Origin of the sequence: Caulobacter sp. Root1455, from assembly GCF_001426905.1 — a bacterium.
GTDB lineage: Bacteria > Pseudomonadota > Alphaproteobacteria > Caulobacterales > Caulobacteraceae > Caulobacter.
This window is the reverse complement of the sequence record NZ_LMFQ01000021.1, coordinates 255,728-280,846: the sequence shown is the minus strand read 5'-3', so window position 1 is coordinate 280,846 and position 25,119 is coordinate 255,728. Positions and strand designations below refer to the sequence as shown.

19 protein-coding genes are annotated in these 25,119 nt (G+C 69.0%); 15 read left to right on the top strand and 4 right to left on the bottom strand.

Annotated elements, in window-relative coordinates; genetic code table 11:
• Positions 1–59 precede the first annotated feature (59 nt).
• The 8 genes from ASD21_RS13445 to flhB all read left to right on the top strand — a co-directional run bounded on the left by ASD21_RS13445 (position 60) and on the right by flhB (position 10,909).
• Positions 60–2,624: a family 20 glycosylhydrolase gene (locus tag ASD21_RS13445; protein ID WP_056441866.1), complete on the top strand. Its 2,565-nt coding sequence runs from the start codon at positions 60–62 to the stop codon at positions 2,622–2,624.
• Positions 2,625–3,012: 388 nt separating this feature from the next.
• Positions 3,013–5,643 carry a TonB-dependent receptor plug domain-containing protein gene (locus tag ASD21_RS13440; RefSeq protein WP_056441863.1) on the top strand — a complete coding sequence of 877 codons (2,631 nt, stop codon included), beginning with the start codon at positions 3,013–3,015 and terminating at the stop codon, positions 5,641–5,643.
• A gap of 266 nt (positions 5,644–5,909) precedes the next feature.
• Positions 5,910–7,514 carry a flavin monoamine oxidase family protein gene (locus ASD21_RS13435; RefSeq protein WP_056441860.1) on the top strand — a complete coding sequence of 535 codons (1,605 nt, stop codon included), beginning with the start codon at positions 5,910–5,912 and terminating at the stop codon, positions 7,512–7,514.
• A gap of 41 nt (positions 7,515–7,555) precedes the next feature.
• Complete coding sequence (locus ASD21_RS13430) at positions 7,556–7,948, top strand: c-type cytochrome (RefSeq protein ID WP_056441858.1); 393 nt, start codon at positions 7,556–7,558, stop codon at positions 7,946–7,948.
• 39 nt (positions 7,949–7,987) lie between these two features.
• Positions 7,988–8,479: a RidA family protein gene (locus ASD21_RS13425; protein ID WP_056441855.1), complete on the top strand. Its 492-nt coding sequence runs from the start codon at positions 7,988–7,990 to the stop codon at positions 8,477–8,479.
• A gap of 307 nt (positions 8,480–8,786) precedes the next feature.
• Positions 8,787–9,050, top strand: a complete 264-nt coding sequence (gene fliQ, locus ASD21_RS13420; protein ID WP_019847901.1) for a flagellar biosynthesis protein FliQ — start codon at positions 8,787–8,789, stop codon at positions 9,048–9,050.
• A gap of 11 nt (positions 9,051–9,061) precedes the next feature.
• Positions 9,062–9,817 carry a flagellar biosynthetic protein FliR gene (gene fliR, locus ASD21_RS13415; protein ID WP_056441852.1) on the top strand — a complete coding sequence of 252 codons (756 nt, stop codon included), beginning with the start codon at positions 9,062–9,064 and terminating at the stop codon, positions 9,815–9,817.
• Positions 9,818–9,826: 9 nt separating this feature from the next.
• Positions 9,827–10,909 carry a flagellar biosynthesis protein FlhB gene (flhB, locus tag ASD21_RS13410; protein ID WP_056441849.1) on the top strand — a complete coding sequence of 361 codons (1,083 nt, stop codon included), beginning with the start codon at positions 9,827–9,829 and terminating at the stop codon, positions 10,907–10,909.
• A 7-nt stretch (positions 10,910–10,916) separates the two neighbouring features.
• Here flhB and ASD21_RS13405 read toward each other — a convergent pair whose 3' ends face one another.
• The gene (locus ASD21_RS13405) at positions 10,917–11,270 is read right to left on the bottom strand and encodes a hypothetical protein (protein ID WP_056441846.1); all 354 of its coding nucleotides are present in this window, start codon (positions 11,268–11,270) and stop codon (positions 10,917–10,919) included.
• Positions 11,271–11,352: 82 nt separating this feature from the next.
• On the opposite strand from ASD21_RS13405, the gene ASD21_RS13400 reads away from it, so the two are divergent.
• The 3 genes from ASD21_RS13400 (at position 11,353) to ASD21_RS13390 (ending at position 14,574) form a co-directional block, all read left to right on the top strand.
• Positions 11,353–11,802, top strand: coding sequence for a MarR family winged helix-turn-helix transcriptional regulator (locus ASD21_RS13400; RefSeq protein ID WP_056441843.1), 450 nt, complete (start codon positions 11,353–11,355; stop codon positions 11,800–11,802).
• A gap of 149 nt (positions 11,803–11,951) precedes the next feature.
• Positions 11,952–14,039, top strand: coding sequence for a cell cycle histidine kinase CckA (gene cckA, locus ASD21_RS13395; RefSeq protein ID WP_056442431.1), 2,088 nt, complete (start codon positions 11,952–11,954; stop codon positions 14,037–14,039).
• Positions 14,040–14,160: 121 nt separating this feature from the next.
• Positions 14,161–14,574: a hypothetical protein gene (locus tag ASD21_RS13390; protein ID WP_235524885.1), complete on the top strand. Its 414-nt coding sequence runs from the start codon at positions 14,161–14,163 to the stop codon at positions 14,572–14,574.
• A 6-nt stretch (positions 14,575–14,580) separates the two neighbouring features.
• Here the strand turns inward: ASD21_RS13390 and ASD21_RS13385 are convergent, their stop codons facing one another.
• Entirely contained in the window at positions 14,581–15,099 is a 519-nt protein-coding gene (locus tag ASD21_RS13385; protein WP_056441838.1) for a GNAT family N-acetyltransferase, read from the bottom strand.
• Positions 15,100–15,182: 83 nt separating this feature from the next.
• Between ASD21_RS13385 and ASD21_RS13380 the strand changes: the two genes are divergently transcribed.
• Both ASD21_RS13380 and ASD21_RS13375 read left to right on the top strand, forming a co-directional pair.
• A complete protein-coding gene (locus tag ASD21_RS13380; RefSeq protein WP_056441835.1) occupies positions 15,183–15,560 on the top strand; it encodes a YybH family protein in 378 nt (125 codons plus the stop codon).
• A gap of 141 nt (positions 15,561–15,701) precedes the next feature.
• Positions 15,702–17,540 (top strand): DUF885 domain-containing protein, encoded by a 1,839-nt coding sequence (locus ASD21_RS13375; RefSeq protein ID WP_056441832.1) that lies wholly within the window; start codon positions 15,702–15,704, stop codon positions 17,538–17,540.
• A 134-nt stretch (positions 17,541–17,674) separates the two neighbouring features.
• Here the strand turns inward: ASD21_RS13375 and ASD21_RS13370 are convergent, their stop codons facing one another.
• Positions 17,675–19,279, bottom strand: coding sequence for a sensor domain-containing phosphodiesterase (locus tag ASD21_RS13370; protein ID WP_056441829.1), 1,605 nt, complete (start codon positions 19,277–19,279; stop codon positions 17,675–17,677).
• 274 nt (positions 19,280–19,553) lie between these two features.
• Here ASD21_RS13370 and recA point away from each other — a divergent pair, with 274 nt between their 5' ends.
• Together recA and alaS are read left to right on the top strand one after the other, a co-directional pair.
• Positions 19,554–20,624, top strand: a complete 1,071-nt coding sequence (recA, locus tag ASD21_RS13365; RefSeq protein WP_056441825.1) for a recombinase RecA — start codon at positions 19,554–19,556, stop codon at positions 20,622–20,624.
• 573 nt (positions 20,625–21,197) lie between these two features.
• On the top strand, positions 21,198–23,846 hold the full coding sequence (gene alaS, locus ASD21_RS13360) for an alanine--tRNA ligase (protein ID WP_056441823.1): 2,649 nt from the start codon (positions 21,198–21,200) through the stop codon (positions 23,844–23,846).
• Between the two features lie 177 nt (positions 23,847–24,023).
• Here the strand turns inward: alaS and ASD21_RS13355 are convergent, their stop codons facing one another.
• A complete protein-coding gene (locus tag ASD21_RS13355) occupies positions 24,024–24,986 on the bottom strand; it encodes a helix-turn-helix domain-containing protein (protein ID WP_056441820.1) in 963 nt (320 codons plus the stop codon).
• Positions 24,987–25,119 lie beyond the last annotated feature (133 nt).

The following is a 25,119-nucleotide window of genomic DNA, read 5'->3' as shown; positions in this document are numbered from 1 at the left end:
CTGGGACTCGCTCACCCGCTCCTCACGGGGTTAGGCTCTGGCGAATCCTGGGAGGCTCCATGTCACGACGGCTGATCGCGCTGGCTTCCGCCCTGGCGTCACTGAGCACCGCCGCCCACGCCCAGCCGACCCAGGCCCAGCTCGACCGTTTAGCCGCCACGCTGGACGTCCGCTACCAGGTCCTGGACAACCGCCCTGGTCCCGCCCTCTGCGCGCCGGCCCCGTCGTGCCATCTGGCCGAGCTGACCCTGGCCGCGCCCGAAGCCCCGGCCGCCGGCTGGTCGCTGTATTTCAGCAGCGTCACCCCGATCCTGCAGGCCGGCGGCGACGCCTTCGTTCTCAGCCACATCAACGGCGACCTCTACCGCCTGACGCCGACGGCGGCCTTCGTCGGCCTGGCGCCCGGACGGCCGATCCGCGTCCCCCTGAAGCTGGCGGGCCACCAGCTGTCCGAACTCTATCCGATGCCCAACCACTATGTGGCGGCCGAGGGCCTGGCGGCGCGCACGGTCGCCAGCACCCGGCCGGTGGTCGATCCCGAGACCGGGCTGGAGAGCCTGCCCTTCGTCACGCCGTTCACCGACGAAGCCCGGCTGGCCGGCGTTTCGGCCGCCGACACGACGGTGTGGGCCACCTCGCCGCGGATCTGGGCCGTCAACGCCGCCGCCGGGGCCAGCGTCCAGCCGGTTCCGCGCGCCGCCGTCCTGCCCACGCCGCTCCGCACCCGGCTGGATCCACGCGGCGGCGAGCTGGATCTGTCGCGCGGGGTGAAGGTGTCCGTCAGCGGCCTCCCGCGCGCCGCCCTGGCGGCCGCGCTGGCGCGTCTGGCCAAGGCCGGGGCGGCCGAGGCGTCGGGCGGCGCGCCGCTGCGGATCAGGCTGGCCCCCGCCGAGAAGCTGGCGCTCGGCGGCTACCGGCTGACGATCGAGGCCGGCGCGATCGAGCTCGTCGCCTCCGATCCCGAAGGCGCGGCCAACGGCCTGGCGTCGCTGGCCCAGTTGGTCGACGCTCGACGCACGGTCCCGCGCCTGACCATCGACGATGCTCCGCGCTTCGACTTTCGCGGCCTGCATGTCGATGTGGCCCGCAACTTCCACTCCAAGGCCGAGATCCTGGCCATCCTCGACCAGATGGCGGCCTACAAGCTGAATCGCCTGCACCTGCATCTGGCCGACGACGAGGGCTGGCGGGTCGAGATCGCCGGCCTGCCGGAGTTGACGCGGATCGGGTCGCGCCGCTGCCATGACTTGACCGAGCGAACCTGCCTGCTGCCGCAGCTGGGCGCCGGTCCGGACCCGTCGACACCGGTCAACGGCTTCTATTCCCGCGCCGACTACATCGAGATCGTCCGCGCCGCCCAGGCCCGCCACATCCAGGTGATCCCGTCCTTCGACATGCCCGGCCATTCGCGGGCGGCGATCAAGGCGATGGAGGCCCGCGCCGCCCGCCTGCGCGCCGAGGGGAAACCGGACGCCGAGGCCGGCCGCTACCTGCTGAGCGAGGCCGAGAACGCTTCGGTCTACAGCAGCATCCAGCACTACGACGACAACACCATCAATGTGTGCCTGGACAGCGCCTACGCCTTCCTCGGCAAGGTGGTGGACGAGATGGCCGTCCTGCACGCCGCCGCCGGCCAGCCGCTGACCCGCTACCACATCGGCGCCGACGAGACGCCCGGCGCCTGGAGCGCCTCGCCGGCCTGCGCCGCCTACGAGGCCAGGACCGGGATCAAGCCGGCCGACCTGGGCGGCCACTTCGTCGAGAAGGTCTCGGCCCTGCTGGCGGAAAGGGGCGTGGTCGTGGCCGGCTGGAGCGACGGCATGGGCCACGCCGAGGCCGACCGGATGCCCGCCAAGGTCCACTCCAACAACTGGGGCGCCCTGGCCGGCGAGGGGCCCGCCAGCGCCCATGTCCAGGCCAACCAGGGCTGGGAGGTGGTGATCTCCACGCCCGAGGTCCTCTATTTCGACAGCCCCCAGGCCGCCGACCCCAAGGAGCGCGGCTACGACTGGCCCTCGCGCGCCACCGACACCCGCAAGGTATTCGACTTCATGCCCGAGAACCTGCCGGCCCACGCCGAGCTGTGGACCGACCTGCACGGCAAGCCTCAGGCCTCGAAGGACGACTATCCGCTGGAGCCGGGCGTGCGCTTCAACGGCCTGCAGGGCCAGCTGTGGAGCGAGACGATCCGCTCGGACGCCCAGGTCGACTATATGCTGTACCCGCGAATGGTGGCCCTGGCCGAACGGGCCTGGCATGGCGCGAACTGGGAGACGCCCTACACGCCGGGCAAGGCCTACGATCCCACGACCGGCGCCTTCACCGCCCAGATGCGGGCCCGGCGCGACGCCGACTGGACCGCCTTCGCCAACCTGCTGGGCCAGCGCGAACTGGCCCGGCTGGACGCCGCCGGCGTCGCCTATCGCATCCCCACGGCGGGGGCGGTGGTCGAGGACGGGCGGCTGAAGGCCAATGTCGAGCTCCCGGGCCTGCCGATCGAATATCGCGTCGAGGGCGGGCCCTGGCGGCCCTATGTCGAGGGCGCGCCCGTCGCGGGTCGGGTCGAGGTGCGGGCTCGCTCGGCCGACGGCAAGCGGGCGGGGCGCAGCCTCGTCGTTCCGTAGCCGGCGCGAATCCGGCGGCGAAGCATCGGGTCGAATCCGGACCTCGGACTATGACCTCGTCCACGATCGATCCCGGTTTTCCCTGAGACGGTCGGCGAGCCCCGCGCGCGGCTCCGCGGTCGTTGCGGCGCCGCAATGATGATCACGGCGCTGCACAAAAAGCATGGCGGGCGCCGTGCAATGGGGCAGCCGAAGCCCTGAAGCCCCCCGTTACGATCCTGTGACGGTCGCGGCTATTGCAGAAATTTCAGGTCTGACGAACTGTTCCAATTGCGGCAATCGTCGTGAGTTGAGTCTGTATTCGAGTCTCACAACAAGAACACGCGTACCCGGGAAACGTCACGGAGGAGAAACAAACGCGCGCATTAAGCGCCTCGAGGGGGTACATATGAATAATCGCTCGCGGAATCTCTTGCTTGCAGGAATTTCGACCGTCAGCTTGTTCTTGGCGTGTGGTTCGAATGCCTACGCCGCTGACGCGCCCGCCGTGGCGCCCGCTACACCGCCCGATGCGGCCGCGGAGCTCGACACGCTGATCGTGACGGCGCGCGGCAAGCCCCGCACGGTGCTGGACTCGGCGGTCCCGGTCGACTCGTTCAGCGAAGCCGATCTGAAGGCCTCGACCTTCACCGACACCAACGACATCCTCAAGACCCTGGTCCCGTCCTACACCCTGGCCCGCGAGCCGATCTCGGACGGCGCGACCTTCATCCGCCCCGCCTCGCTGCGCGGCCTGCCCACCGACAAGACCCTGTTCATGGTCAACGGCAAGCGGCGTCACCGCTCGGCCCTGGTCAGCATCGGCGGCACCGGCGCCCAGGCGCCCGACGCGGCGACGATCCCGGCCTCGGCCCTGAAGAACGTCGTGGTCACCCGCGATGGCGCCGGCGCCCAATACGGCTCGGACGCCATCGCCGGCGTCATCGACTTCCAGCTCAAGGACAGCCCCAGCGGCGGCTCGCTGACCGCCCAATACGGCCAGTACTATCTGGGCGACGGCGAGGACGTGCTGGTCACCGGCAACCTGGGCCTGCCGATCGGCGACAAGGGCTTCGTCAACGGCACCTTCGAATACACCAGCCAGAACCAGGTCAATCGCGGCAAGCAGTACTGCAACAAGGGCATTCCCAACCAGTCGGCGGGCTTCTGCGTCGCCGACTACGCCGCGGCCAATCCGGCCTACGGCGCCCTGATCCACGACTATGTCCAGAAGTGGGGCCAGCCCGACGCCGAGGCGACACGCGGCGTCCTGAACACCGGCTACGAATTCTCCGAAGCCGTGTCGGTCTACGCCTTCGCCAACTATTCCAAGAGCAGCGCCACCGAATACTTCAACTATCGCCCGCCGGTCAGCAACGCGGTCAACGCCACGCCGATCCGCAAGTCCGACGGCAGCCTGTTCCAGTTCAGCTCGATCTTCCCGGCCGGCTTCACGCCGATGTTCGGGGGCGACATCACCGACTACAGCCTGGCCGGCGGCCTGAAGGGAAAGTTCTCCAACGGCCTGACCTATGACATCAGCGGCCGCTACGGGAACGACAAGCTGTCCTACACCCTGTGGGACACGGTGAACCCGTCGATGGGGCCGGACTCGCCGCAGTCGTTCTATGTCGGCTCGCTGATCTCGACGGAATCGGCCGCCAACGCCGACTTCGCCTATGACTGGGCCGTGGGCGGCTTCGCCACCCCGGTGACGGTCAACTTCGGCGCCGAGTACCGCAAGGAAGGCTACGAGATCGAGGCCGGCGACGTGCCGTCCTACAAGGCGGGGACCTGGGCCGTGCCCGATCCGTTCGGCTTCTGCAGCGCCGTCACCCATACGCCGACCGCCGCCGGCGCGGCCCTGCCGATCACGGCCGGCCTGAACTGCGCCAACTACAAGTCCGACGCCACGGACGGCTTCGCCGGCATCGATCCGGTCTACAACGCCCTCGCCGTCGGCTCGAACGGCGCTCCCGGCTCGCCGCCCGACTATTCGGGCAAGCTGACCCGCGACTCCTACGCCGGCTACGTCGAAACCTCGGCCAACATCACCGAGGCCTGGTTCCTCGACCTGGCCCTGCGCGGCGAGCACTTCTCCGACTTCGGCGGCACGGTGAACGGCAAGATCGCGACCCAGTACCAGGTCAGCGACGCGTTCGGGATCCGGGGTTCGATCGGCACCGGCTTCCGGGCGCCGACCCCGGGCCAGCTGTTCACGACCAACGTCTCGACCCGGGTCGAGAACGGCGCGATCATCGCCTCGGGCCTGTTCCCGGCCACCAACCCGGTGGCCCAGTACATGGGCGCCAAGGAGCTGAAGCCCGAAAAGTCGCTGAACATCGCCCTGGGCTTCACCGCCACGCCGATGAGCGGCCTGAGCCTGACGGTCGACGCCTATGAGATCCAGATCGACGACCAGTTCTACGCGACCACGCCGATCACGGTGACGCCGACCATCCGCGCGGCCCTGGTCGCCGCCAACGTGCCCGGCGCGGCCACCATCGGCCAGGTGCAGTTCTACCAGAACGCGTTCGACTCCACGACGTGGGGCGTCGACGTGGTGGCGACCTACAAGGTCGACTGGGAAAACGGCCAGTCGACCGCGTTCACCGCCAGCGGCAACGTGAACAAGTTCGTCATCGACAAGGTGTTCTCCAACCAGTTCTTCGACGGCGAAGGCGTCTACGACTTCAAGCACGCCGCGCCGGCCTGGCGCGCGGTCCTGTCGGCCAACCACGAGATCGGCAAGTTCCAAGCCATCGGCCGCCTGAACATCTGGGGGCCGTACAAGAACATGTTCAGCGTCGGCAATCCGGTGATCCAGAAGTTCGACACCGAGGCGTTCGTCGATCTGGAGCTGTCCTACCACGCGACCGACACCTACACCGTCTCGCTGGGGGCCCGGAACCTGTTCGCCAACTACCCGGCGCCCGACCTGACCGGCGAGTCGGCCACCAACGGCCGGATCTACCGTTCGGACTCGATCGTCGATTGGCAGGGGGGCTTCTGGTACCTCAAGGCCTCGGCCGCCTTCTAGGAACACCGCCGATCATCAGCGGAAAGCCGGGCCTCGCGCCCGGCTTTCTTGCGTTGCGGCGGCGCGCTGAAATTTCACTTCGCCCGCTGTTCGCACAGGCGAGACGGCAGGCGCCCAGCCCTGCGGCATACAGGGGTTTTACTCGCGATCGCACGGGTTTCGCATTGCTCGAGAAGGGCGCAAGTTTCGAGATGAGCAGGCTGACGGGCCGGCTCACCGGCGACTGTCGACAGCGGAAAGTCGGGGTTCGTATGAGTGATCGATCGATGGCGGCGCCGTCCCTGAACGGGGCGGGCGAGGTGCTGACGCGGCGGCGGTTTTTCGAAGGCCTCGCGGCGTTCGGCGGGGTGTCCCTGGCCATGGCCGGCATGGACGCCCTGGGCTTCGGTTTCGCCTCGGCCCAGACCGCGCCGCCCAAGCTGGAAGGCGATCCCAAGGGGACCAAGGTCGTGGTGCTGGGCGCGGGCCTGGCCGGCATGACCGCCGCCTATGAGCTGACCAAGGCCGGCTACCAGGTGCAGATCATCGAGGCGCGGTCGTTCGCCGGCGGCCGCTGCCAGACGGCCCGCAAGGGCTTCCAACACACCGACCTGAACGGCAACGCCCAGACCTGCGAGTTCGACGAGGGGCTCTACATCAACCACGGCCCGTGGCGGATCCCGTATCACCACCGTTCGACCCTGCACTACACCAAGCTGTTCGGGGTGCCGCTGGAGAGCTTCGTCAACGACAACGACGCGGCCTATGTCTATTTCGAGAAGGGCGGCGGCCCACTGGCCGGCAGGCCGATCCGCAAGGGCCAGATCGCCGCCGACGCCCGCGGCTACGCCGCCGAGATGATCGCCAAGGCCGCCTCCAAGGGCCAGCTCGACGCGCCGCTGACGGCCGAGGACCGCGACCTGTTCGTGGCCTACATGATCGCCGAGGGGCGCCTGTCGCCGACGGATCTGGCCTATACCGGCACCGAAGGGCGGGGCTTCGACGTCCATCCCGGCGCGGGGGTGGAGCCGGGCCCGGGCAAGCCCTCGACGCCTTACAGCCTGTCGGACGTGCTGCATTCGAACGCCTGGCGGGTGCTCAGCTCGGTGTCCGGCTACGAGCAGCAGCGCACGATGCTGCAGCCGATCGGCGGCATGGACCAGATCGCCAAGGGCTTCGAAAAGCGCGTCGGCTCGATGATCCGCTACTCGTGCGTGGTCGAGAAGATCAAGCAGGGCGCCAAGGGCGTGACCGTCACCTACACCGACAAGTTCGGCGAGCGGGACACCATCACCGCCGACTACTGCGTCTGCACCATCCCGCTCAGCGTGCTGAAGAATGTCGACGCCGACTTCTCCAAGCCGTTCAAGGCGGCGATGTCGGGCGTGGCCTATGCGCCGGTCAACAAGATCGGCCTGCAGATGAAGACCCGCTTCTGGGAAGAGAACCACCACATCTACGGCGGCCACATCTACAACGACATGCCGGGCATCGGCACGATCACCCTGCCGTCCACCGGCTGGCAGGGCCAGAAGGGCGTGCTGCTGGGCTACTACGCGTTCGGCGGCGAGGCGGCCAAGATCAGCGCCAAGAGCCCGGCCGACCGCGCGGCGTTCGCCGTGGCCGCCGGCCAGAAGGTGTTTCCCGAGTACGCCGAGAACTTCGAGAACGCCTTCTCGTTCAGCTGGCACCTGGCGCAGTTCAATCTGGGCGGCTGGGCCGAGTGGGGCGAGGAGGGGCGCAAGGCCTCCTATCCGGTGCTGTGCGAGCCCGACGGCCGCGTCTACCTGGCCGGCGAGCACCTGACCTATCTGGGCGGCTGGCAGGCCGGCGCCATCGAGTCGGCCTGGCAGCAGATCGGCAAGCTGCACGCCCGCGTGCTCCAGGCGTGAAGTCGCGCTATGCCTGGCTCAAGGTTCCTCGGGGAGTTTCCATGAATCGTTCGCTCGCGTTCCTCTGCGGCCTGCTGGCCGCTTCCGCCGCCGCGTCGACGGCTTTGGCCGCCACGCCGCAGGCGCTGTTCAACGACAACTGCTCGGCTTGCCATCAGACGACGGGCAAGGGCGTCAAGGGCGCGTTCCCGGCCCTGGCCGGCGATCCCTTCGTCCAGGGCGACCCGGCCCCGATGATGGCGACCGTGCTGGCGGGCCGCGCCGGCATGCCGGCGTTCAAGGACGACCTCAACGACGCCGACCTGTCGGCGATCCTGACCTATGTCCGCACCTCCTGGGGCAACAAGGGCAAGCCGGTGACGGCCGCCGACCTCGCCGCCGCCCGCGCCAAGCTCAAGACGGCCAAGAAGCCGGCCAGCCTGCAGGCGCACTAGTTCGCCGGTTCGCAACAACGACCACTCAAGGAGACGACCATGAAGCGCCTGATCCTCGCCGCCGCCATCGCCCTCGCTGCGGCCGGCGCCGCCAACGCCCAGGAGATCGTCCGGGGCGGCGCGCCGACCTCGCCGATCGCCAGCGTGGTCACCGTGCCGGCCGGCTACGACACCATCTATGTCAGCGGCATGACCCCGCCGATGCTCGACCCCAAGGGCGACCCGGCCCTGACCGCCACCTTCGGCGACACCAAGACCCAGACCCTGGGCGTGCTGACCCGCATCCAGGAGGCGCTGAAGACCCAGGGCGCGACCATGGGCGACGTCGTCATGATGCGCGTCCTGCTGGTCGGCGACCCGGCCAAGGGCGGCAAGATGGACTTCGCGGGCATGATGGAGAGCTACAAGACCTTCTTCGGCACCGCCGAACAGCCCAACAAGCCTTCGCGGATCACCAGCCAGATCACCTCGCTGGTCCAGCCGGGCATGCTGGTCGAGATCGAGGTCCAGGCGGCGCGGAAGCCGAAGTAGGCCTCCGCCCCCTATGGAGGCGGACAGGCGACGCAGTCGCCAGGTGGGGGCAGGTGGCGAACCGCACCGCGGGCGAACACTTGCCCTCTCCGGGCCTTCGGCCCTCCTCCCCCAAAGGGGGAAGAGGTGAACACTTGCCCCCTCCGCGCCTTCGGCGCTCCTCCCCCGGAGGGGAAGGAGGCGACGTTTCGCCACGCGCGAAACTGCCCCCTGTTAATCCTCCCTAACTGGCTGTTAACCATGACGGGCGATGGTGCGAGTCACCGTCTGTTCCCCGCGTGCGCGCGTACCTGTTAGAGGCCATCCGATGAGCGGAGCCGAAGTCCTGGATGTCGGCCGCGACGCGATCTGGCTGACCCTGCAGCTTTGCGCGCCGATCCTGATCGTCGGCCTGGTGGTCGGCGTGGCCATCGGCCTGTTCCAGGCCTTGACCCAGATCCAGGAAGCCACCCTGGTCTACGCGCCCAAGATCGTGGCGATCTTCATCTCGCTGCTGCTGTTCCTGCCGCTGATGGGGGCGCTGATGTCCGGCTTCATGAAAGAGATCGCCGCCAAGATCGCGGGAATGTAGGGGCAGGGGGCTTGGACAGCTACGCCACCGTCCTGCAGGTCTACACCGGCGGTCTGGTCTTCGCCCGCATCGGCGCGATGGTCATGCTGATGCCCGGCATCGGCGAGAGCGTCGTGCCGCCGCGCATCCGGCTGTCGTTCGCCGTGCTGATGGCCATGCTGCTGGCGCCCCTGGTCTCCAAGTCGATCGTCACGGTGCCCAGCAGCGTCGGCGCCGTCGGCGGGGCGGTGCTGCACGAGGTGCTGGTTGGACTGATGATCGGCGCGGTGCTGAAGCTGTTCGTCACCTCGCTGGCCACGGCCGGCGAGATCATCTCGATCCAGACCACCCTGTCCTTCGCCCAGACCACCAACCCGGCCGGCGCGCCCAGCAGCACGTCGGTGGCCACCTTTCTGTCGATGCTGGGCCTGACCCTGATCATGGTCACCGACCTGCATCACCTGTTCATCGGGGCGATGGTCAAGTCGTACGACCTGTTCCCGTTCAGCCGCGCCGTGCCGGTGGGCGACGCCGCCGCCCTGGCCGTGCGCACCGTGGCCGACTCGTTCAAGCTGGGCCTGCAGCTGTCGGCGCCGGTGCTGGTGTTCTCGATCGTCTTCAACCTGGCGACCGGCCTGGTCGGCCGGGTGATGCCGTCGTTCCAGATCTTCTTCGTCACCTCGCCGCTCAGCGTGATCCTGGGCCTCTCCCTGCTGGGCCTCTCGCTCGGCGGCATCGCCATGGTGTGGACCGATCGCTATCGGGAACTCCTGGCCGTGTTCAACTAGGGGGACGCCATGGCCGACGAGCAGGACGACGCGTCAAAGACAGAAGAGCCGACAGCCAAGAAGCTGTCGGACGCGCGCGCCAAGGGCGACGTCCCGAAATCCGCCGACATCTCGCAGCTGGCCTCGCTTTCGGGCGCGTTCGGCGTCGTGGTGATCGCCGGCGGCTGGCTGACCCGCGACCTGGTCAATTCCCTGACCCCGTTCCTGGCCCACGCCGGCACGATGGACGTCGAGGGCGGCATCCGGGCCATCGCCAAGACCGCGGTCATGGCCGCCCTGCCGGCGGTTATCCTGGTGATGGTGGTGTCGGGCCTGCTGGGCGCGGCGGCCAACGTGGCTCAGTCGGGCTTCATCCTGTCGGCCGACAAGATCAAGCCCGACCTGCAGAAGCTGGACATCATCAAGGGCCTGAAGCGGATCTTCGGTCCCGACGGCTTCGTGCAGTTCGCCAAGTCGGCCCTGAAGTTCATCGTCACCGGCGTCATCGCCTGGTTCGTGATCAAGCCGGACGCGGCCCAGATCACCACCCTGGTGGGCATGGACGTGGGGGCGATCATCCCGATGTCGCTGAAGCTGTGCATGAAGCTGTTCTGGATGGTGCTGATCTTCCTGATCGCCACCGCCGGCTTCGACTGGTTCTGGCAGCGCATCCGCTTCAACAAGCGCATGCGGATGAGCCTGCAGGACGTCAAGGACGAGATGAAGCAGTCCGAGGGCGACCCGCACATCAAGGGCAAGCAGAAGCAGCTGCGCATGCAGCGCTCGCGCCAGCGGATGATGGCGGCCGTGCCCAAGGCGACCGTCGTCGTCATGAACCCGACCCACTACGCCGTGGCGCTGAAGTACGAGCAGGGCGAGACCGCCGCGCCGGTCTGCGTGGCCAAGGGCGTCGACGACCTGGCCTTGAAGATCCGCGCCGTGGCCGAGGAGCACGGCGTCTACGTGCTGGAGGACCCGCCCCTGGCCCGCGCCCTCTACGCCGCCATGGACGTCGACGAGCAGATCCCGGCCGAGCACTTCGAGGCCGTGGCCAAGGTCATCGGCTTCGTGATGAGCAACAAGCAGGCCAAGAAGCGCAGCTGGGCGGACTGAGGGCCGCTCACGCCACGTAGCGGGCGATGACCATGCCGAGCACGGTGACCACCAGCAGGCCGCCGGCGATGCGCTGGCTGCGGGCGGGGTTGGCGCGGTCCAGGATCTGGACGACCAGGGCGGTCACGGCGGCGATGACCGCGACCATCAGCACCTGCTCCTGCCGGCCGAGGTTTCCGCCGTGCAGGATCGCGGCCAGGGGAACGCCGGTGAGGATGGCGACCCCCGCCGCGCCAAACTGCGGGCGGCGCAGGGCGCCGATCCCGCTTCCGCCCGTTCGGGCCAGCACGAAGGTCGAGCCCGCCCAGAAGATGGCGGACAGCACGTGGAGCGACAGCAGCAGCATCAGGCCGATGTTCATGGCGATATCCTTTCGCGGACCGCCGTTCTGGCGGCGGCGGTATTCATAGACATCGAATCATTCGACGTCTATCTATCGAATCATGAATCCCCAGGATCGACCTTCGGGCCCGCCTTCCGCCCCGCCGATCGGCTTCGTCCTGTCCCAGGTCTCCAAGGCCGTGGCCCGGGCGTTCGACGAGGCGATGACGCAGGCCGGCGGTTCCCTGTCGACCTGGCTGGTGCTGCGGTCGCTGATGCCGGGCGGCCATCAGCCCCAGTCGGACTTGGCCCAGGCCGTCGGCGTCCAGGGGCCGACCCTGACGCATCACCTCAACGGCCTGGAAGCGCAGGGCCTGATCACCCGCACCCGCGACAAGGCCGACCGCCGGGCTCATCAGGTGGCCCTGACTCCCGAGGGCCGGGCGCGGTTCCTGCGGCTGCGCCAGACGGCCGAGCGGTTCGACGCCCGCCTGCGCGGCGACCTGTCCGGCGATGAGGTGGATCTGCTGCGCGGCCTGCTGGATCGGCTGCGCCTCAACGTCGCGGACTAGGTCGCGGCACCACAATCTCGTCACGGAATCAGGAATCGATCACGGATCGCGCTCCGAGAGCGGGTTAAGGGTATTCTATCCCGCGAATCGATGGGCTGGATGCCCGCAAGGCTGCAGAAGGATTTCGGTCGACCATGACCGAGACGCCCATGAAAGACTTTGGCGCGACAGACTCCGCCGGCGCCGTCAAGCGCCGTCCGGACCTGCTGATCTGGGGCGCGGCCATCTTCCTGGTCCTGGCCGCCGCCTTCGCCGCCGCGCCCGCCCTGCGGGCCGGACCGGCCACCCTGGCGGGCCTGTTGCTGCTGGGCGGCGTCGCCGGCGTGGCGATCCTGGGCCTGGTGGCCATCCGCGCCTCGACCGGGGTCAATGATCCCGAGCCGGAGGGCGTCGAGGCCTTCGTCGATGCCCTGTCCGAACCCGCCGCCCTGACCGCCGCCGACGGCCGGCTGCTGGCCGCCAACGCCGCCTGGGTCGAGACCGTGGGCGACGCCCGCCGCCTGCCCAAGGGCGCGGCCGGGGCCGGCCTGTTCGCCGCCCTGGTCAAGGCCCGCGACGGCCAGCGCGCCGAAGGCTCGTTGATCATCGCCGGCCAGGAGCGCCGCGCCGAGGCCGCCCGCCTGCGCGGCGGCCGCCTGCTGGTCCGCCTGCCGGTGGTGATCGAGAAGGAAGTCGCGGTCGCCGCCGCCGCGCCGGCCCCCGCCGTCGCCCAAAGCGTCCCGGCCCCGCGCACCCTGGACGCCTTCTCCGGCGCCTCGCCGTTCGGCGCGGCCCTGCTGGACGGCCTGGACCCGTTCAACTCCCGCATCCTCGAGGCCAATCCGGCCCTGGCCGCCATGACCGGCGCGGTGCCGTCCGGCACGATCTTCGGTTCCCTGATCGACCCGCCTTCGCGCGCCGAGGCCGACACCCGCCTGGCCGAGGGCAAGAGCGGTCCGTTCGAGGTGCGCCTGGCCCGCGACCCGACCCGCATCGCCCACCTCTATCTCTACCGCGCCGACGGGCGCCTCGTGGCCTATCTGATCGACGTCTCCGAGCAGAAGCAGATGGAGCTGCAACTGGCCCAGGCCCAGAAGATGCAGGCCATCGGCCAGCTGGCCGGCGGCGTGGCCCACGACTTCAACAACCTGCTGACCGCCATCCAGCTGCGCCTGGACGAGCTGCTGCACCGCCACCCGGTGGGCGACCCGTCCTACGAAGGCCTCAACGAGATCCGCCAGACGGGCGTGCGCGCCGCCGACCTGGTGCGCAAGCTGCTGGCCTTCAGCCGCAAGCAGACCGTGCAGCGCGAGGTGCTGGAGCTGGGCGAGCTGATCTCGGAATTCGAGGTCCTGCTGCGCCGTCTGCTGCGTGAAGACGTCAAGCTGATCACCGACTACGGCCGCGACCTGCCGCAGGTGCGGGCCGACAAGAGCCAGCTCGAGACCGCCGTCATGAACCTGGCCGTCAACGCCCGCGACGCGGTGCGGGCGGCCAAGGGCGGCGGCGTCGTGCGCATCCGCACCGCCCGCCTCACGCAGGACGAGGCCCAGAGCCTGGGCTTCCCCGGCGCCGAGGGCGACCAGGCCTTCATCGAGGTCAGCGACGACGGCCCCGGCATCCCGCCCGAGGTGATGGGCAAGATCTTCGACCCGTTCTTCACCACCAAGCCGGTGGGCGAGGGCACGGGCCTGGGCCTGGCCACCGTCTACGGCATCGTCAAGCAGTCCGACGGCTGGATCCACGTCCACAGCCGTCCGGGCGAGGGCGCGGCCTTCCGCATCTTCCTGCCGGTCTTCGAGGCCACCCCCGCCCAGCAGGCCGCCGCCGCGGCCGCCCTGACGGTCGCCGAAACCGCCAAGCCGCGCCCGCCGCGCGACCTGTCGGGCGCCGGCCGCATCCTGTTCGTCGAGGACGAGGACGCCGTGCGCGGCGTCGCCGCCCGTCTGCTCCGCGCCCGGGGCTACGAGGTGCTGGAGGCCAGCGACGGCGAGGAGGCCCTGATCATCGCCGAGGAGCACGCCGGCACGATCGACCTGCTGATCAGCGACGTGATCATGCCCGGCATCGACGGCCCGACCCTGCTGAAGAAAGCCCGCGCCTATCTGGGCAACGCCCCGGTGATGTTCATCAGCGGCTACGCCGAGGCCGAGTTCAGCGACCTGCTGGAAGGCGAGACCGGCGTGACTTTCCTGCCCAAGCCGATCGACATCAAGACCCTGGCCGAGCGGGTCAAACAGCAGCTGCAGGCGGCCTAGCTGCCGTGAAACGGGTGCGGTCGGGTGACCGGACCTGCGGTTTCTGTCGGCCGCGCGCCGCCTGAGGCAAGGTCTCCCGGGATTCATGGCGCCGCTCGGGGGACGCTTGCAGCTTCATACGATGATCTCCCTCGGCTTGGCCGTGGGGACCGCCAGCCTCGCCATCGGGTACGGCGACCAAACGGCGCGAAGGTTCGGTGCGGCGTTCCTGGCGAACTGGCTGGTTTCGCTGGCGGTCGACAACGCCAGCGCCGTGAACACCGGCCTGGGGGTCTTCTGCGCGGACGCCGCCACACTGGTCTATTTTGTCTGGGCCTCGCTGCGGGCTCGCCAAGTGTGGACCCTTGTCGCCACCGCCTTCATGACGATGATCGTGGCCTCGCATGTGGCCACGGCGATCGACTTGCGGGTGACGATCAACACCTTCCGGCTGAGCATGGCGCTCTGGAGCTACGGGATCATGGTCTGCGTCGGCTTCGGGACATGGCGCGCCTGGCGGGCGCGGCGGCGGACTCCGGTTCAGGCCACGCCCTAGCGCGGATCACCCTCGCTGCAGCAGCACCGTCGGCGCGTCGCGGTAGGTGGTGCGCGCCACCTCCAGGAAGCCGATCTTGTGGGCCAGCTTCAGGGACGGGGCGTTGTCGGGGTCGATGATGCAGACGATGGGCGCGTCGCCCCATTGGTCGCGCGCCCAGGCCAGGGCCGCGACGATCGCCTCGCTGGCGAAGCCCCGGCCGTGAGCCCAACTGGCCAGGGCCCAGCCCATCTCGGGCACGCCGTCGATCGAAGGTTCGATGCCACGATGGAAGTCGGCGAAGCCGATCTCGCCGACATAGCGGCCGCTGGCGGTCTCGCGCGCCGCCCAGTAGCCGTAGCCCAGCACCGCCCACAGTCCCCGGGCGCGCAGCAGCCGCTGCCAGCTTTCCTCGGGCGTCGAGGTGCGGCCGCCGATGTGGCGGGTGACCAGCGGGTCGCTCCACATCGCGGCGCTGTCCTCGAAGTCGGACGCCCGCGGCGGGCTCAAGGTCAGGCGGGCGGTGGTCAGGATGGGCGGAATCATCGAAGTCCTGTTCGGGTCTGGGCGGTCAGCCTATACGGGCTTGCCGTGTTCGCCAGGGCCGCCCGCCGCCAGGACTTGATCTAGTGACGACTCCGCAAGACGCCATCGCCGCCCGCCGCAAGCTGACCAACAAGCTGATCGCCGGCAAGGACGCCCGCCGCCTGGCCCCGTTCTTCGCGCCGGACATCAAGGTGATCGTCGGCGACGGTTCGCTGATCCTGGGGGCGCGCGACGTGCTGGAGGCCTTCGCGAGCCAGTTCGCCGACCCGGCCTTCGTCGCCTATGTCCGCACGACCGAGCGCATCGAACTGGACGCCGCCGGCGACCGGGCCGCCGAGCACGGGACCTGGGTGGGCGCGACGCGCGGCGCGGCCGACACCCGCGGGACCTATCTGGCGACCTGGCGCAAGGTCACCGGCCAGTGGGTGATCGAGAACGAGCTGTTCGTGACGCTCAGCTGAGTGATCGGCGGCTGAGCCGCCGGCCGCACGAAACGTGCGCTCCGCCGCAAGATGACGGGAAATTAATACCGGCGCCGTTGCCGCGACGGGAAAGCGCCTCTACGCCTTTGCGTCAAACATTCGAGGGAAGGGGACCCCACCTTGCAAAACCGCCGTCAGATGCTGCTGTCCACCGTCGCCGTCGGCCTAGCCGCCGCGACCCCGGGCCTGGCCCTCGCCGACACGGCGCCGGCCTCGGGCGAGAGCGCCAAGCTCAACGCCCTGTTCGACGCCATCATGGCCAAGCAACTGCGCCAGTCGCCCGAGACGGCCACCGGCCTGGGCCTGGACGTCGGCGAGCTGGCCTGGACCAAGGCCCAGCTGACCGACCGCTCGTTCGCCGCCATCGACGCCGGGATCGCCCAGACCAAGCAGCAGCTCGCCGACCTGCGCGCCATCGACCGCAAGGCGCTGAGCGGCATGGACGTGGTCAACTACGACACCGTCGAGTTCACCCTGGCGGTGCAGGACGAGGGCAACACGAAGTTCAGCTACGCCGGCGGCGGTTCGGGCGCGCCCTATGTGCTCAGCCAGCTGACGGGCTCGTACCAGTCCTATCCCGACTTCCTCGACACCCAGCATTCGATCGAGACCAAGGCCGACGCCGACGCCTATCTGTCGCGCATGGAGGCCTTCGCCCGGCTGATGGACCAGGAGTCGGCGATCGCCGCGCGCGACTACGCCGACGGCGTGATCCCGCCGGACTTCGTCATCGACAAGGCCCTGGTCCAGATGAAGTCCTTCGCCGACACCCCGACGGCCCAGGCGCCGCTGGTGCTGTCGGTGGTCCGCCGGACCAAGGAGAAGAACATCCCCGGCGACTGGGCCGGCGAGGCGGGCAGGATCTACGAGAACTCGGTGCTGCCCGCCCTGAAGCGCCAGATCGCGCTGCTGGAGGGCGTCCGTCCGAAGGCCACCCACGACGCCGGCGTCTGGCGCCTGAAGGACGGCGGCGACTACTACGCCGTGTCGCTGAAGAACTACACGACCTCGACCATGACGCCGGATGAGATCCACCAGCTGGGCCTGGACCTGGTGAAGTCGATCTCGGCCGAGATCGACGCCCTGTTCAAGAGCCGCGGGATCACCAAGGGCACGGCGGGCGAGAAGATGCGCGCCCTGGCCACCGATCCCAGCCAGGTCTACGCCGACACCGACGCGGCCAAGGAACAGCTGATCGCCGACCTCAACACCAAGGCCAAGTGGATCGAAAAGCAGCTTCCGGCCTATTTCGGCCAGTTGCCCAAGGCCCCGCTGGAGATCCGTCGCGTGCCCAAGGCCATCGAGGTCGGCGCGCCGGGCGGCTACTACAATTCGCCCTCGCTGGATGGAAAGCGCCCGGGCATCTACTGGATCAACCTGCGCAACACGGCCGAGCAGCCGAAGTTCCTGCTCACCACCCTGACCGTCCACGAGGGCGTCCCGGGCCACCACCTGCAGCTGTCGCTGTCCAACGAGGCGCAAGGCTTGCCGCTGCTGCGCAAGACGATCGGCAATTCGGGCTATTCCGAGGGCTGGGCGCTCTACACCGAACAGCTGGCCGTCGAGATGGGCATCTACAAGGACGACCCGTTCGGCCACATCGGCATGCTGCACGACGCCCTGTTCCGCGCCGTCCGCCTCGTGGTCGACAGCGGCATGCACTACAAGAAATGGAGCCGCGAGCAGGCCGTGAAGTACATGGCCGAGACGATGGGCGACGAGGAAAGCGGCACGATCACCGAGATCGAGCGCTACGTCGTCTGGCCGGGCCAGGCCTGCAGCTACATGGTCGGCAAGATCACCTGGCTGCGCGCCCGCGAGCGGGCCAAGAAGGCGCTGGGCAAGAAGTTCGACATCCGCAAGTTCCACGACGCCGGCCTGCTGGCGGGCATGACCCCGCTGACGGTGCTGGATCGGGTGGTGGACAACTACATCGCCCAGACCAAGGCGGGGAAGTAGGACCGGATATCTTCCCTCCCCCTTGTGGGGAGGGGGGACCAGCGAAGCTGGTGGATGGGGTCCGCTGAGTCATCAAGCCCCACCCGTCGGCTTCGCCGCCACCCTCCCCACAAGGGGGAGGGAAGGACTCTAATCTACGCCCACCCCTCCGAGACCCCGACCCGGCGAGGCGCCGGCGTCACGGAGCCGATCTTCAGCGCCGGCTGCGGCTGGTCGGTCGGCTTGCCGAAAAGCCAGCCCTGGGCGAAGTCGACGCCGGACCTGCGGACCACGTCCTCGACCTCGGCGGTCTCGACCATCTCGGCGACGGTGCGGATCTTCAGGTCGCGGCACAGCTCGACCAGCCGGCGGACCATGGCCCCGTCGCGGCCGCTTCCCGCCAGTTCGCGCACGTAGCGGCCGTCGATCTTGACGATGTCCAGGTTCAGTTCCTGCAGATAGGCGAACGACGAGGCCCCGGCCCCGAAGTCGTCCAGGCAGACCAGCGAGCCCAGGGCCCGCAGGGCCTGGATGTGCTGGTTGGCGCGCGGCAGGTCGTCGATGGCGCTGGTCTCGGTGATCTCGAAGATCAGCCGCCCCTTGGCGACGTCGGTCCTGGCCAGCAGGCGGTCGATATGGTCGACGAAACCCTCGTTGACGATGGTGCGGCCCGAGACATTGATCGCCAGCTTGATCGCGCCGGTCCGATCGGCGGCCAGCCGCTTGACCGCCATCTCGGCGATGGCGTGGTCCAGCTCCTCGATCAGATCGAACTCCTCGGCCATGCGGATCAGCTGGAACGGGCTGCCGCCGTCCTCGAAGCGCACCAGGGCCTCGTGGTGGTGGGCCAGGCCGCTCTTCAGGTCGACCACCGGCTGGTAGGCGAGCGTGAAGCGCCGTTGGCTGACCGCCGCGCCCAGGGCGCCGGCCCGCGACAGGGTGCGCTTGACCGACCGGTTCATCGCCTCGGACAGGTTGAGGGGCGCGGTGTCCCCCAGGCCTTCGCGCAGGAAATCGTCGAGGGCGTAGCGCAAGGCCTTGAGGCTGCGTGTCGGGACGACGCCGCCGTCGATCGGCGCCACGTGGGCGTTGGCCAGCACGGCGGTGGAGCGGGTCAGGCGCTGGGCCATGTCGTCGGGGTGGTCGACCTTGGCGCGGACCAGGGCGAAGCGGTCGGGCGACAGGCGGGTGGCCATGCCGCCGCCGTGAGACTCGGCCCGCACGGCTCCGGCCAGCTTGAGGTCCAGGGCGTGGGCCTCGGGCTTGGACAACTGCTGGCGCACCGAGTCCAGGCCCTGGAACTCGACCATGGCCAGCTCCAGCTCCAGGCCGGTGACGCGCGCGGCCTCGAAAAGGCCCCGGGCGATGTCCTCGAAGCCCGCCCGGCTGCGCAGGCCTTCGGCGTCCACCTGGCCGGAAGGGGCGGGGGCGGGCGTGACCGAGACCGAGATCCGGCCGCCGTTGTCGGGCAGGGCGCGCATGGTCAGGCTCACGTGGCGCGGCGCGCCGCCCGCCATGCGGACGGTGACCGGTCCGCGCCTCTGGCCGTCGTCCATCACGCTGGTCGCGGCGTCGATCAGAGGGCGGTCGGTGGTGGTGAACAGGTCGCGCCAGGCGCGGCCCGTCAGGGTTCGCTCGTCCTGCCCCATGATCCGCTGCGCGGCGCCCAGCGCCAGCGTCACCCGGCCGTTCTCGACTTCCAGAAGAAGGTCGGCGCTGGCGAAGGCCAGGCCCAGAAGGCGGCGTGGATCGATCGACAAGACGGAAGGTCCCCCGGAGAGGGGGCAGGATGACGGAGCGTCGTTAAGGCCGGGTTGAGCTCCAGCGCTCCTCGTCGCCTTCAGGGTGGAGAAATTGTCGCATGGGCCGCGTTTCATGCAACCGGTTCTGACGTATCCGGTCTCTAGAGTAAGAACATGTTGCGAACATAGAACAAACCATGTACGCATTAATCATTCCACAGGCGGGTGGGCGCGGCGGTCGCGAACCTCCGATCCGGCTGTTGGAATCATGAAATAAGGGCGGACCTCTCCAATGAGCAATCAGGCGGCTTTGAAACTCGTGGGCAAAGAAGACGGCGACAAGCAACGGGCTCTGGAAGCCGCGCTGGCCCAGATCGACCGCGCGTTCGGCAAGGGCTCGGTGATGAAGCTGGGCGAAAAGGGCAAGGTCGAGATCGAGTCGATCTCCACCGGCTCGCTCGGCCTGGACATCGCGCTCGGCATCGGCGGCCTGCCCAAGGGGCGGGTGATCGAGATCTACGGTCCGGAAAGCTCGGGCAAGACGACCCTGGCCCTGCACGTGGTGGCCGAATGCCAGAAGGCCGGCGGCACCGCCGCGTTCGTCGACGCCGAGCACGCCCTGGATCCGGGCTACGCCTTCAAGCTGGGCGTCAATCTGGACAACCTTCTGGTCTCGCAGCCCGACAACGGCGAACAGGCCCTGGAGATCACCGACACCCTGGTGCGCTCGGGCGCCGTCGACATCGTGGTCATCGACTCCGTCGCGGCCCTGACCCCCAAGGCCGAAATCGAAGGCGAGATGGGCGACAGCCTGCCGGGCCTGCAAGCGCGTCTGATGAGCCAGGCCCTGCGCAAGCTGACCGCCTCGATCAACAAGGCCAACACCATCGTCATCTTCATCAACCAGATCCGTCACAAGATCGGGGTGATGTACGGCAGCCCGGAAACCACCACCGGCGGCAACGCCCTGAAGTTCTACGCCTCGGTCCGCCTCGACATCCGCCGCACCGGTTCGATCAAGAACCGCGACGAGATCGTCGGCAACAACGTCCGGGTCAAGGTGGTCAAGAACAAGGTGGCCCCGCCGTTCCGCGAGGTCGAGTTCGACATCATGTACGGCGAGGGCATCTCCAAGCTGGGCGAGATCATCGACCTGGGCGTCAAGGCCGGGATCATCGACAAGGCCGGCTCCTGGTTCTCGTACAACAGCCAACGCATCGGCCAGGGCCGCGATAACGTCCGCGAGTTCCTCAAGGCCAACAAGGACCTGGCCGCCGAGATCGAGATCGCCGTGCGCCAGTCTTCCCGGAAGATCGAGGAAGAACTGCTGGTCGGCGGTCCCGAAGACGACGGCGAAGAATAGGACTTCCCCGGTCCAGGCCGCCTTCGGGCGCCTGGACCGGTCGAAGGTTTCGCGGCCGCCGCCCGCAGCGGGCGACCCCCGCCTTATAGCCCGCCGCGCACACCGCCCGGTCGGCCGCGATCCCCGGACGCCTGGACCCCATGCCAGGCGTCCGATTTCGTTGGTCCTCCCCTCCTCCCCCTCAGGGGGAGGTGGCGCGCCGGACAAGGTCCGGGGCGACGGGGGGGGCTGCTGAGCTGACCGCCAATCCGCATCCTCGGGGGAGGTCGCCCAAAGGTTCCGGGGGCACGCCGCCGGCCGCTGTCAAAGGACCCTCCCCCTGTGGGGGAGGCGATCGCGTAGCGATCGGTGGGGGGAGATTTGGGACGGGTCGATCCGGGCCAGGGCCGCCCGCCTATCATTCCCCTCCGCCGGCGCCGCCGACACCGCCCCCACGGGGAAGGTCCTTGAAGAGACATGCGACAAGCTTCCGCGCCTCCCGACCGCCAACGCGATTTCCACATCGCTTGAAACCGCGCTATGCAGCGCCAACTTCCGGGTCCACCGGATTCAGTACGAACGCCCGAGACGCCTATGCCCAGCCTGAACGAGATCCGCAGCACCTTCCTGAACTATTTCGGCGCGGCCGATCACGCCATCGTCCCTTCGGCGCCGCTGGTGCCGCAGAACGATCCGACCCTGCTGTTCGTCAACGCCGGCATGGTGCCGTTCAAGAACGTGTTCACGGGCGCCGAGACCCCGCCGCATCCGCGCGCGACCTCGTCGCAGAAGTGCGTCCGGGCCGGCGGCAAGCACAACGACCTGGACAATGTCGGCTACACGGCCCGCCACCACACGTTCTTCGAGATGCTGGGCAACTTCTCGTTCGGCGACTATTTCAAGGAACAGGCGATCCACCACGCCTGGACCCTGCTGACCCGCGACTTCGCCCTGCCCAAGGACAAGCTGCTGGTCACCGTCTACCACACCGACGACGAGGCGGCCGATCTCTGGAAGAAGATCGCCGGCCTCGGCGACGACCGCATCATCCGCATCCCGACCAACGACAATTTCTGGTCGATGGGCGACACCGGTCCCTGCGGTCCGTGCTCGGAGATCTTCTTCGACCACGGCCCCCACATCCCCGGCGGCCCTCCCGGCAGCCCCGACGAGGACGGCGACCGGTTCATCGAGATCTGGAACCTGGTCTTCATGCAGTTCGAGCAGATGGCCGGCGGCGAGCGCGTCTCGCTGCCCAAGCCGTCGATCGACACCGGCATGGGCCTGGAGCGCGTCGCCGCCGTCCTGCAGGGCGTGCACGACAACTACGACATCGACCTGTTCAAGGCGCTGATCGCCGCCAGCGTCGAGCTCACCGGCGTCAAGGCCGAGGGCGCCCAGGCGCCGTCGCACCGGGTGATCGCCGACCACCTGCGCTCGTCCTCGTTCCTGCTGGCCGACGGCGTCACCCCGTCGAACGAAGGCCGCGGCTACGTCCTGCGCCGGATCATGCGTCGGGCCATGCGCCACGCCTATCTGTTGGGCGCCAACGAGCCCCTGATGCACCGCCTGGCCCCGACCCTGGTGGCCGAGATGGGCCAGGCCTATCCCGAGCTGCGCCGCGCCGAGGCCTCGATCGTCGAGACCCTGCGCCAGGAGGAAGAGCGCTTCCGCGTCACCCTGGGCCGCGGCATGGGCCTGCTCGATGAAGCCACCGCCAACCTGACGGCCGGCGGCGTGCTGGACGGCGAGACCGCGTTCAAGCTGTACGACACCTACGGCTTCCCGCTGGACCTGACCCAGGACGCCGTGCGCGCCAAGGGCATCACGGTCGACACCGACGGCTTCGACGTGGCCATGGACCGCCAGCGCACCATGGCGCGCGCCAACTGGGCCGGCTCGGGCCAGCAGGGCGCGGCCGCCGCCTGGTTCCCGATCCGCGAGGCCAACGGCCCGACCAATTTCGTCGGCTATGACAACACCGAGACCACCGGAACCGTGAAGGCCATCGTTCTGGACGGCGCTCAAGTCCAGTCGGCCGACAAGGGCGCGAGCGTCGACGTCCTGCTGGACCGCACCAGCTTCTACGCCGAGAGCGGCGGCCAGGCTGGCGACACCGGCGTGATCGAGGCCAATGGCGTCGAAAGCCGCGTGAGCGACACCCAGAAGCAGGCCGGGGACCTCTATGTGCACCGCGTCGAATTGGCCGGCCCGCTGAAGGTCGGCGACCAGGTCGTGGCCTCGGTCAACGCCGACAAGCGCACCACCACCCGCGCCAACCACTCGGCCGCCCACCTGGTGCACGCCGCCCTGCACCATGTGCTGGGCCCGCACGTCGCCCAGAAGGGCCAGATGGTCGACGGCGACCGCATGCGCTTCGACTTCAGCCACGGAGGCCCGCTGACCGCCGACGAGATCGAGCGCATCGAGGCCGAAGTGAACGCCGTGATCCGCCAGAACGTCCCGGCCGAGACCAAGGAGATGGCCCCCCAGGAGGCCATCGAGGCCGGCGCCGTGGCGCTGTTCGGCGAGAAGTACGGCGACAGCGTCCGGGTGCTGACCCTGGGCGAGTCGCTGACAGAGACCGGTAAAGCCTATTCCGTCGAGCTGTGCGGCGGCACCCACGTGGCCCGCACCGGCGACATCGCCCTGTTCAAGATCGTCTCGGAACAAGGCGTGGCGGCCGGCGTTCGCCGCATCGAGGCCCTGACCGGCGAGGCGGCCCGCCGCTTCCTGCTGGATCAGGCCGGCGTCGCCAAGGCCCTGGCCGACCAGTTCAAGACCCCGGTCGCCGAGGTCCTGGCCCGCGTCGACGCCCTGGTCGCCGAACGCAAGGCCCTGGAAAAGCAACTGGCCGAGGCCAAGAAGCAGCTGGCCCTGGGCGGCGGCTCGGGCGGCGGCGCGGCGGGTCCTGAAGACGTCGACGGCGTGGCCCTGATCGCCCGCGTCCTGGACGGCGTCGGCGGCAAGGAGCTGCGCGGCGTGGCCGAGGAATTCAAGAAGCAGCTGGCCTCGGGCGTCGTGGCCCTGGTCGGGACCACCGACGGCAAGGCCGCCGTCACCGTGGCCGTGACCGCCGACCTGGTCGGCAAGTTCAGCGCCGCCGACCTGGCCAAGGCCGCGGTCCTGGCCATGGGCGGCCAAGGCGCGGGCGGCAAGGCCGACTTCGCCCAGGGCGGCGCCCCGGACGCCTCCAAGGCCCAGGACGGCCTGGACGCCATCAAGGCCGCGCTCGCGGGCTGATCGCACTTCAATCCCTCTCCCCTTGCGGGAGAGGGTGGCCCCACGACGTGGGGTCGGGTGAGGGGGCTCTCAGATCTTTCCGGAGAGGGCTTTCGACCCCTCATCCGACCTGCTTCGCAGGCCACCTTTTCCCGCAAGGGGAGAAGGATCCAGGTGCGCCTAAAGTCTCGGTCCGGCCTAGCCTTCCACGCTCGTCCGTGCCGCTGAGCGATAGGCCCGAGGGGTGGTTCCGACCTCGTCCCGGAAGGCGCGGTTGAACGGACCGAGGGAGGCGAAGCCGCAGGCGAAGGCGATCTCCAGGATCGACCGCCGCTCGTCCGGGTGGGCGAGCATCCGCTTGGCCCGCGCGATCCGGTGGTGGTTGATCCAGCGGTTGAAGTTCGGGAAGCCGAGCGCCGTGCCGATGCACTGGGAGATCCGGTGCTCGGGCTCGCCCAGCCGCGCGGCGACATCGCCGATCTTGAGCTCGGGCCGACTGTCGAGGGCCTCGTCGATCAACAACCGTCGAAGGCGTTCGGCCAGCCGCGCGTCGTCCTCGGTCGGCGCGCGGCGCGGCGCCGTGGTGGTCCGCGTCGCCAGCGGATGGCCCCGTCGAAACCGCACCGCGGCCAAGAGGGCCGCGAGCCCCATGACGGCGCAGGCGCTCTTGGCCAGGTCGTCCCGCATGGCCTCGTCGGGTCCTTCGCCGACGGCGCGCAGCCCCATGACCGAGACCGCCACCAAGACGGCGTAGATCGCGACGAAGGCGAACCGGAACCGCTTCTCGGCGTCCGGCAGATCGCGCGTATAGCGATGGAAGGGTTCGACGAAGGTCAGCAGCAGCGCGGTCGAGCCGCTCAGGGCATAGGTGTTGTCGGCGACACGCCAGATCAGGCCCCCCGCCGGGGCAAGGACCGAAAGGGCCCCGCTCAGCGCCACGACCAGACCGACGACGCGAGCCCATCGCGCATCGCGCTCGGCCGGATCGAACAGGGCCCGGGTCGCCAGCCAGGCCCAGCCGCAGGCTCCGACGCCGATGACCGAGAAGGCCGTCGAGGCGCCGCCATCAACGAGCCGCCCGAGGATGTAGCAGACGAACGACGCCGTCGCGATCGCCGCATGAACCTGCAGCCGCCCGCGCGGCCGGAGGCCTTTCCCCATGGCCGCGATCGAAGTGCCGGATGTCGCCGCCGATGGCATACGTTCCTCCCCCTCGAAATTGCCCCTCGGCGCCCGGCCTTGTCCACCGGCGCGCGCGTCCTCGACAAAATATCTCTAGCCGAATTCCAAATCG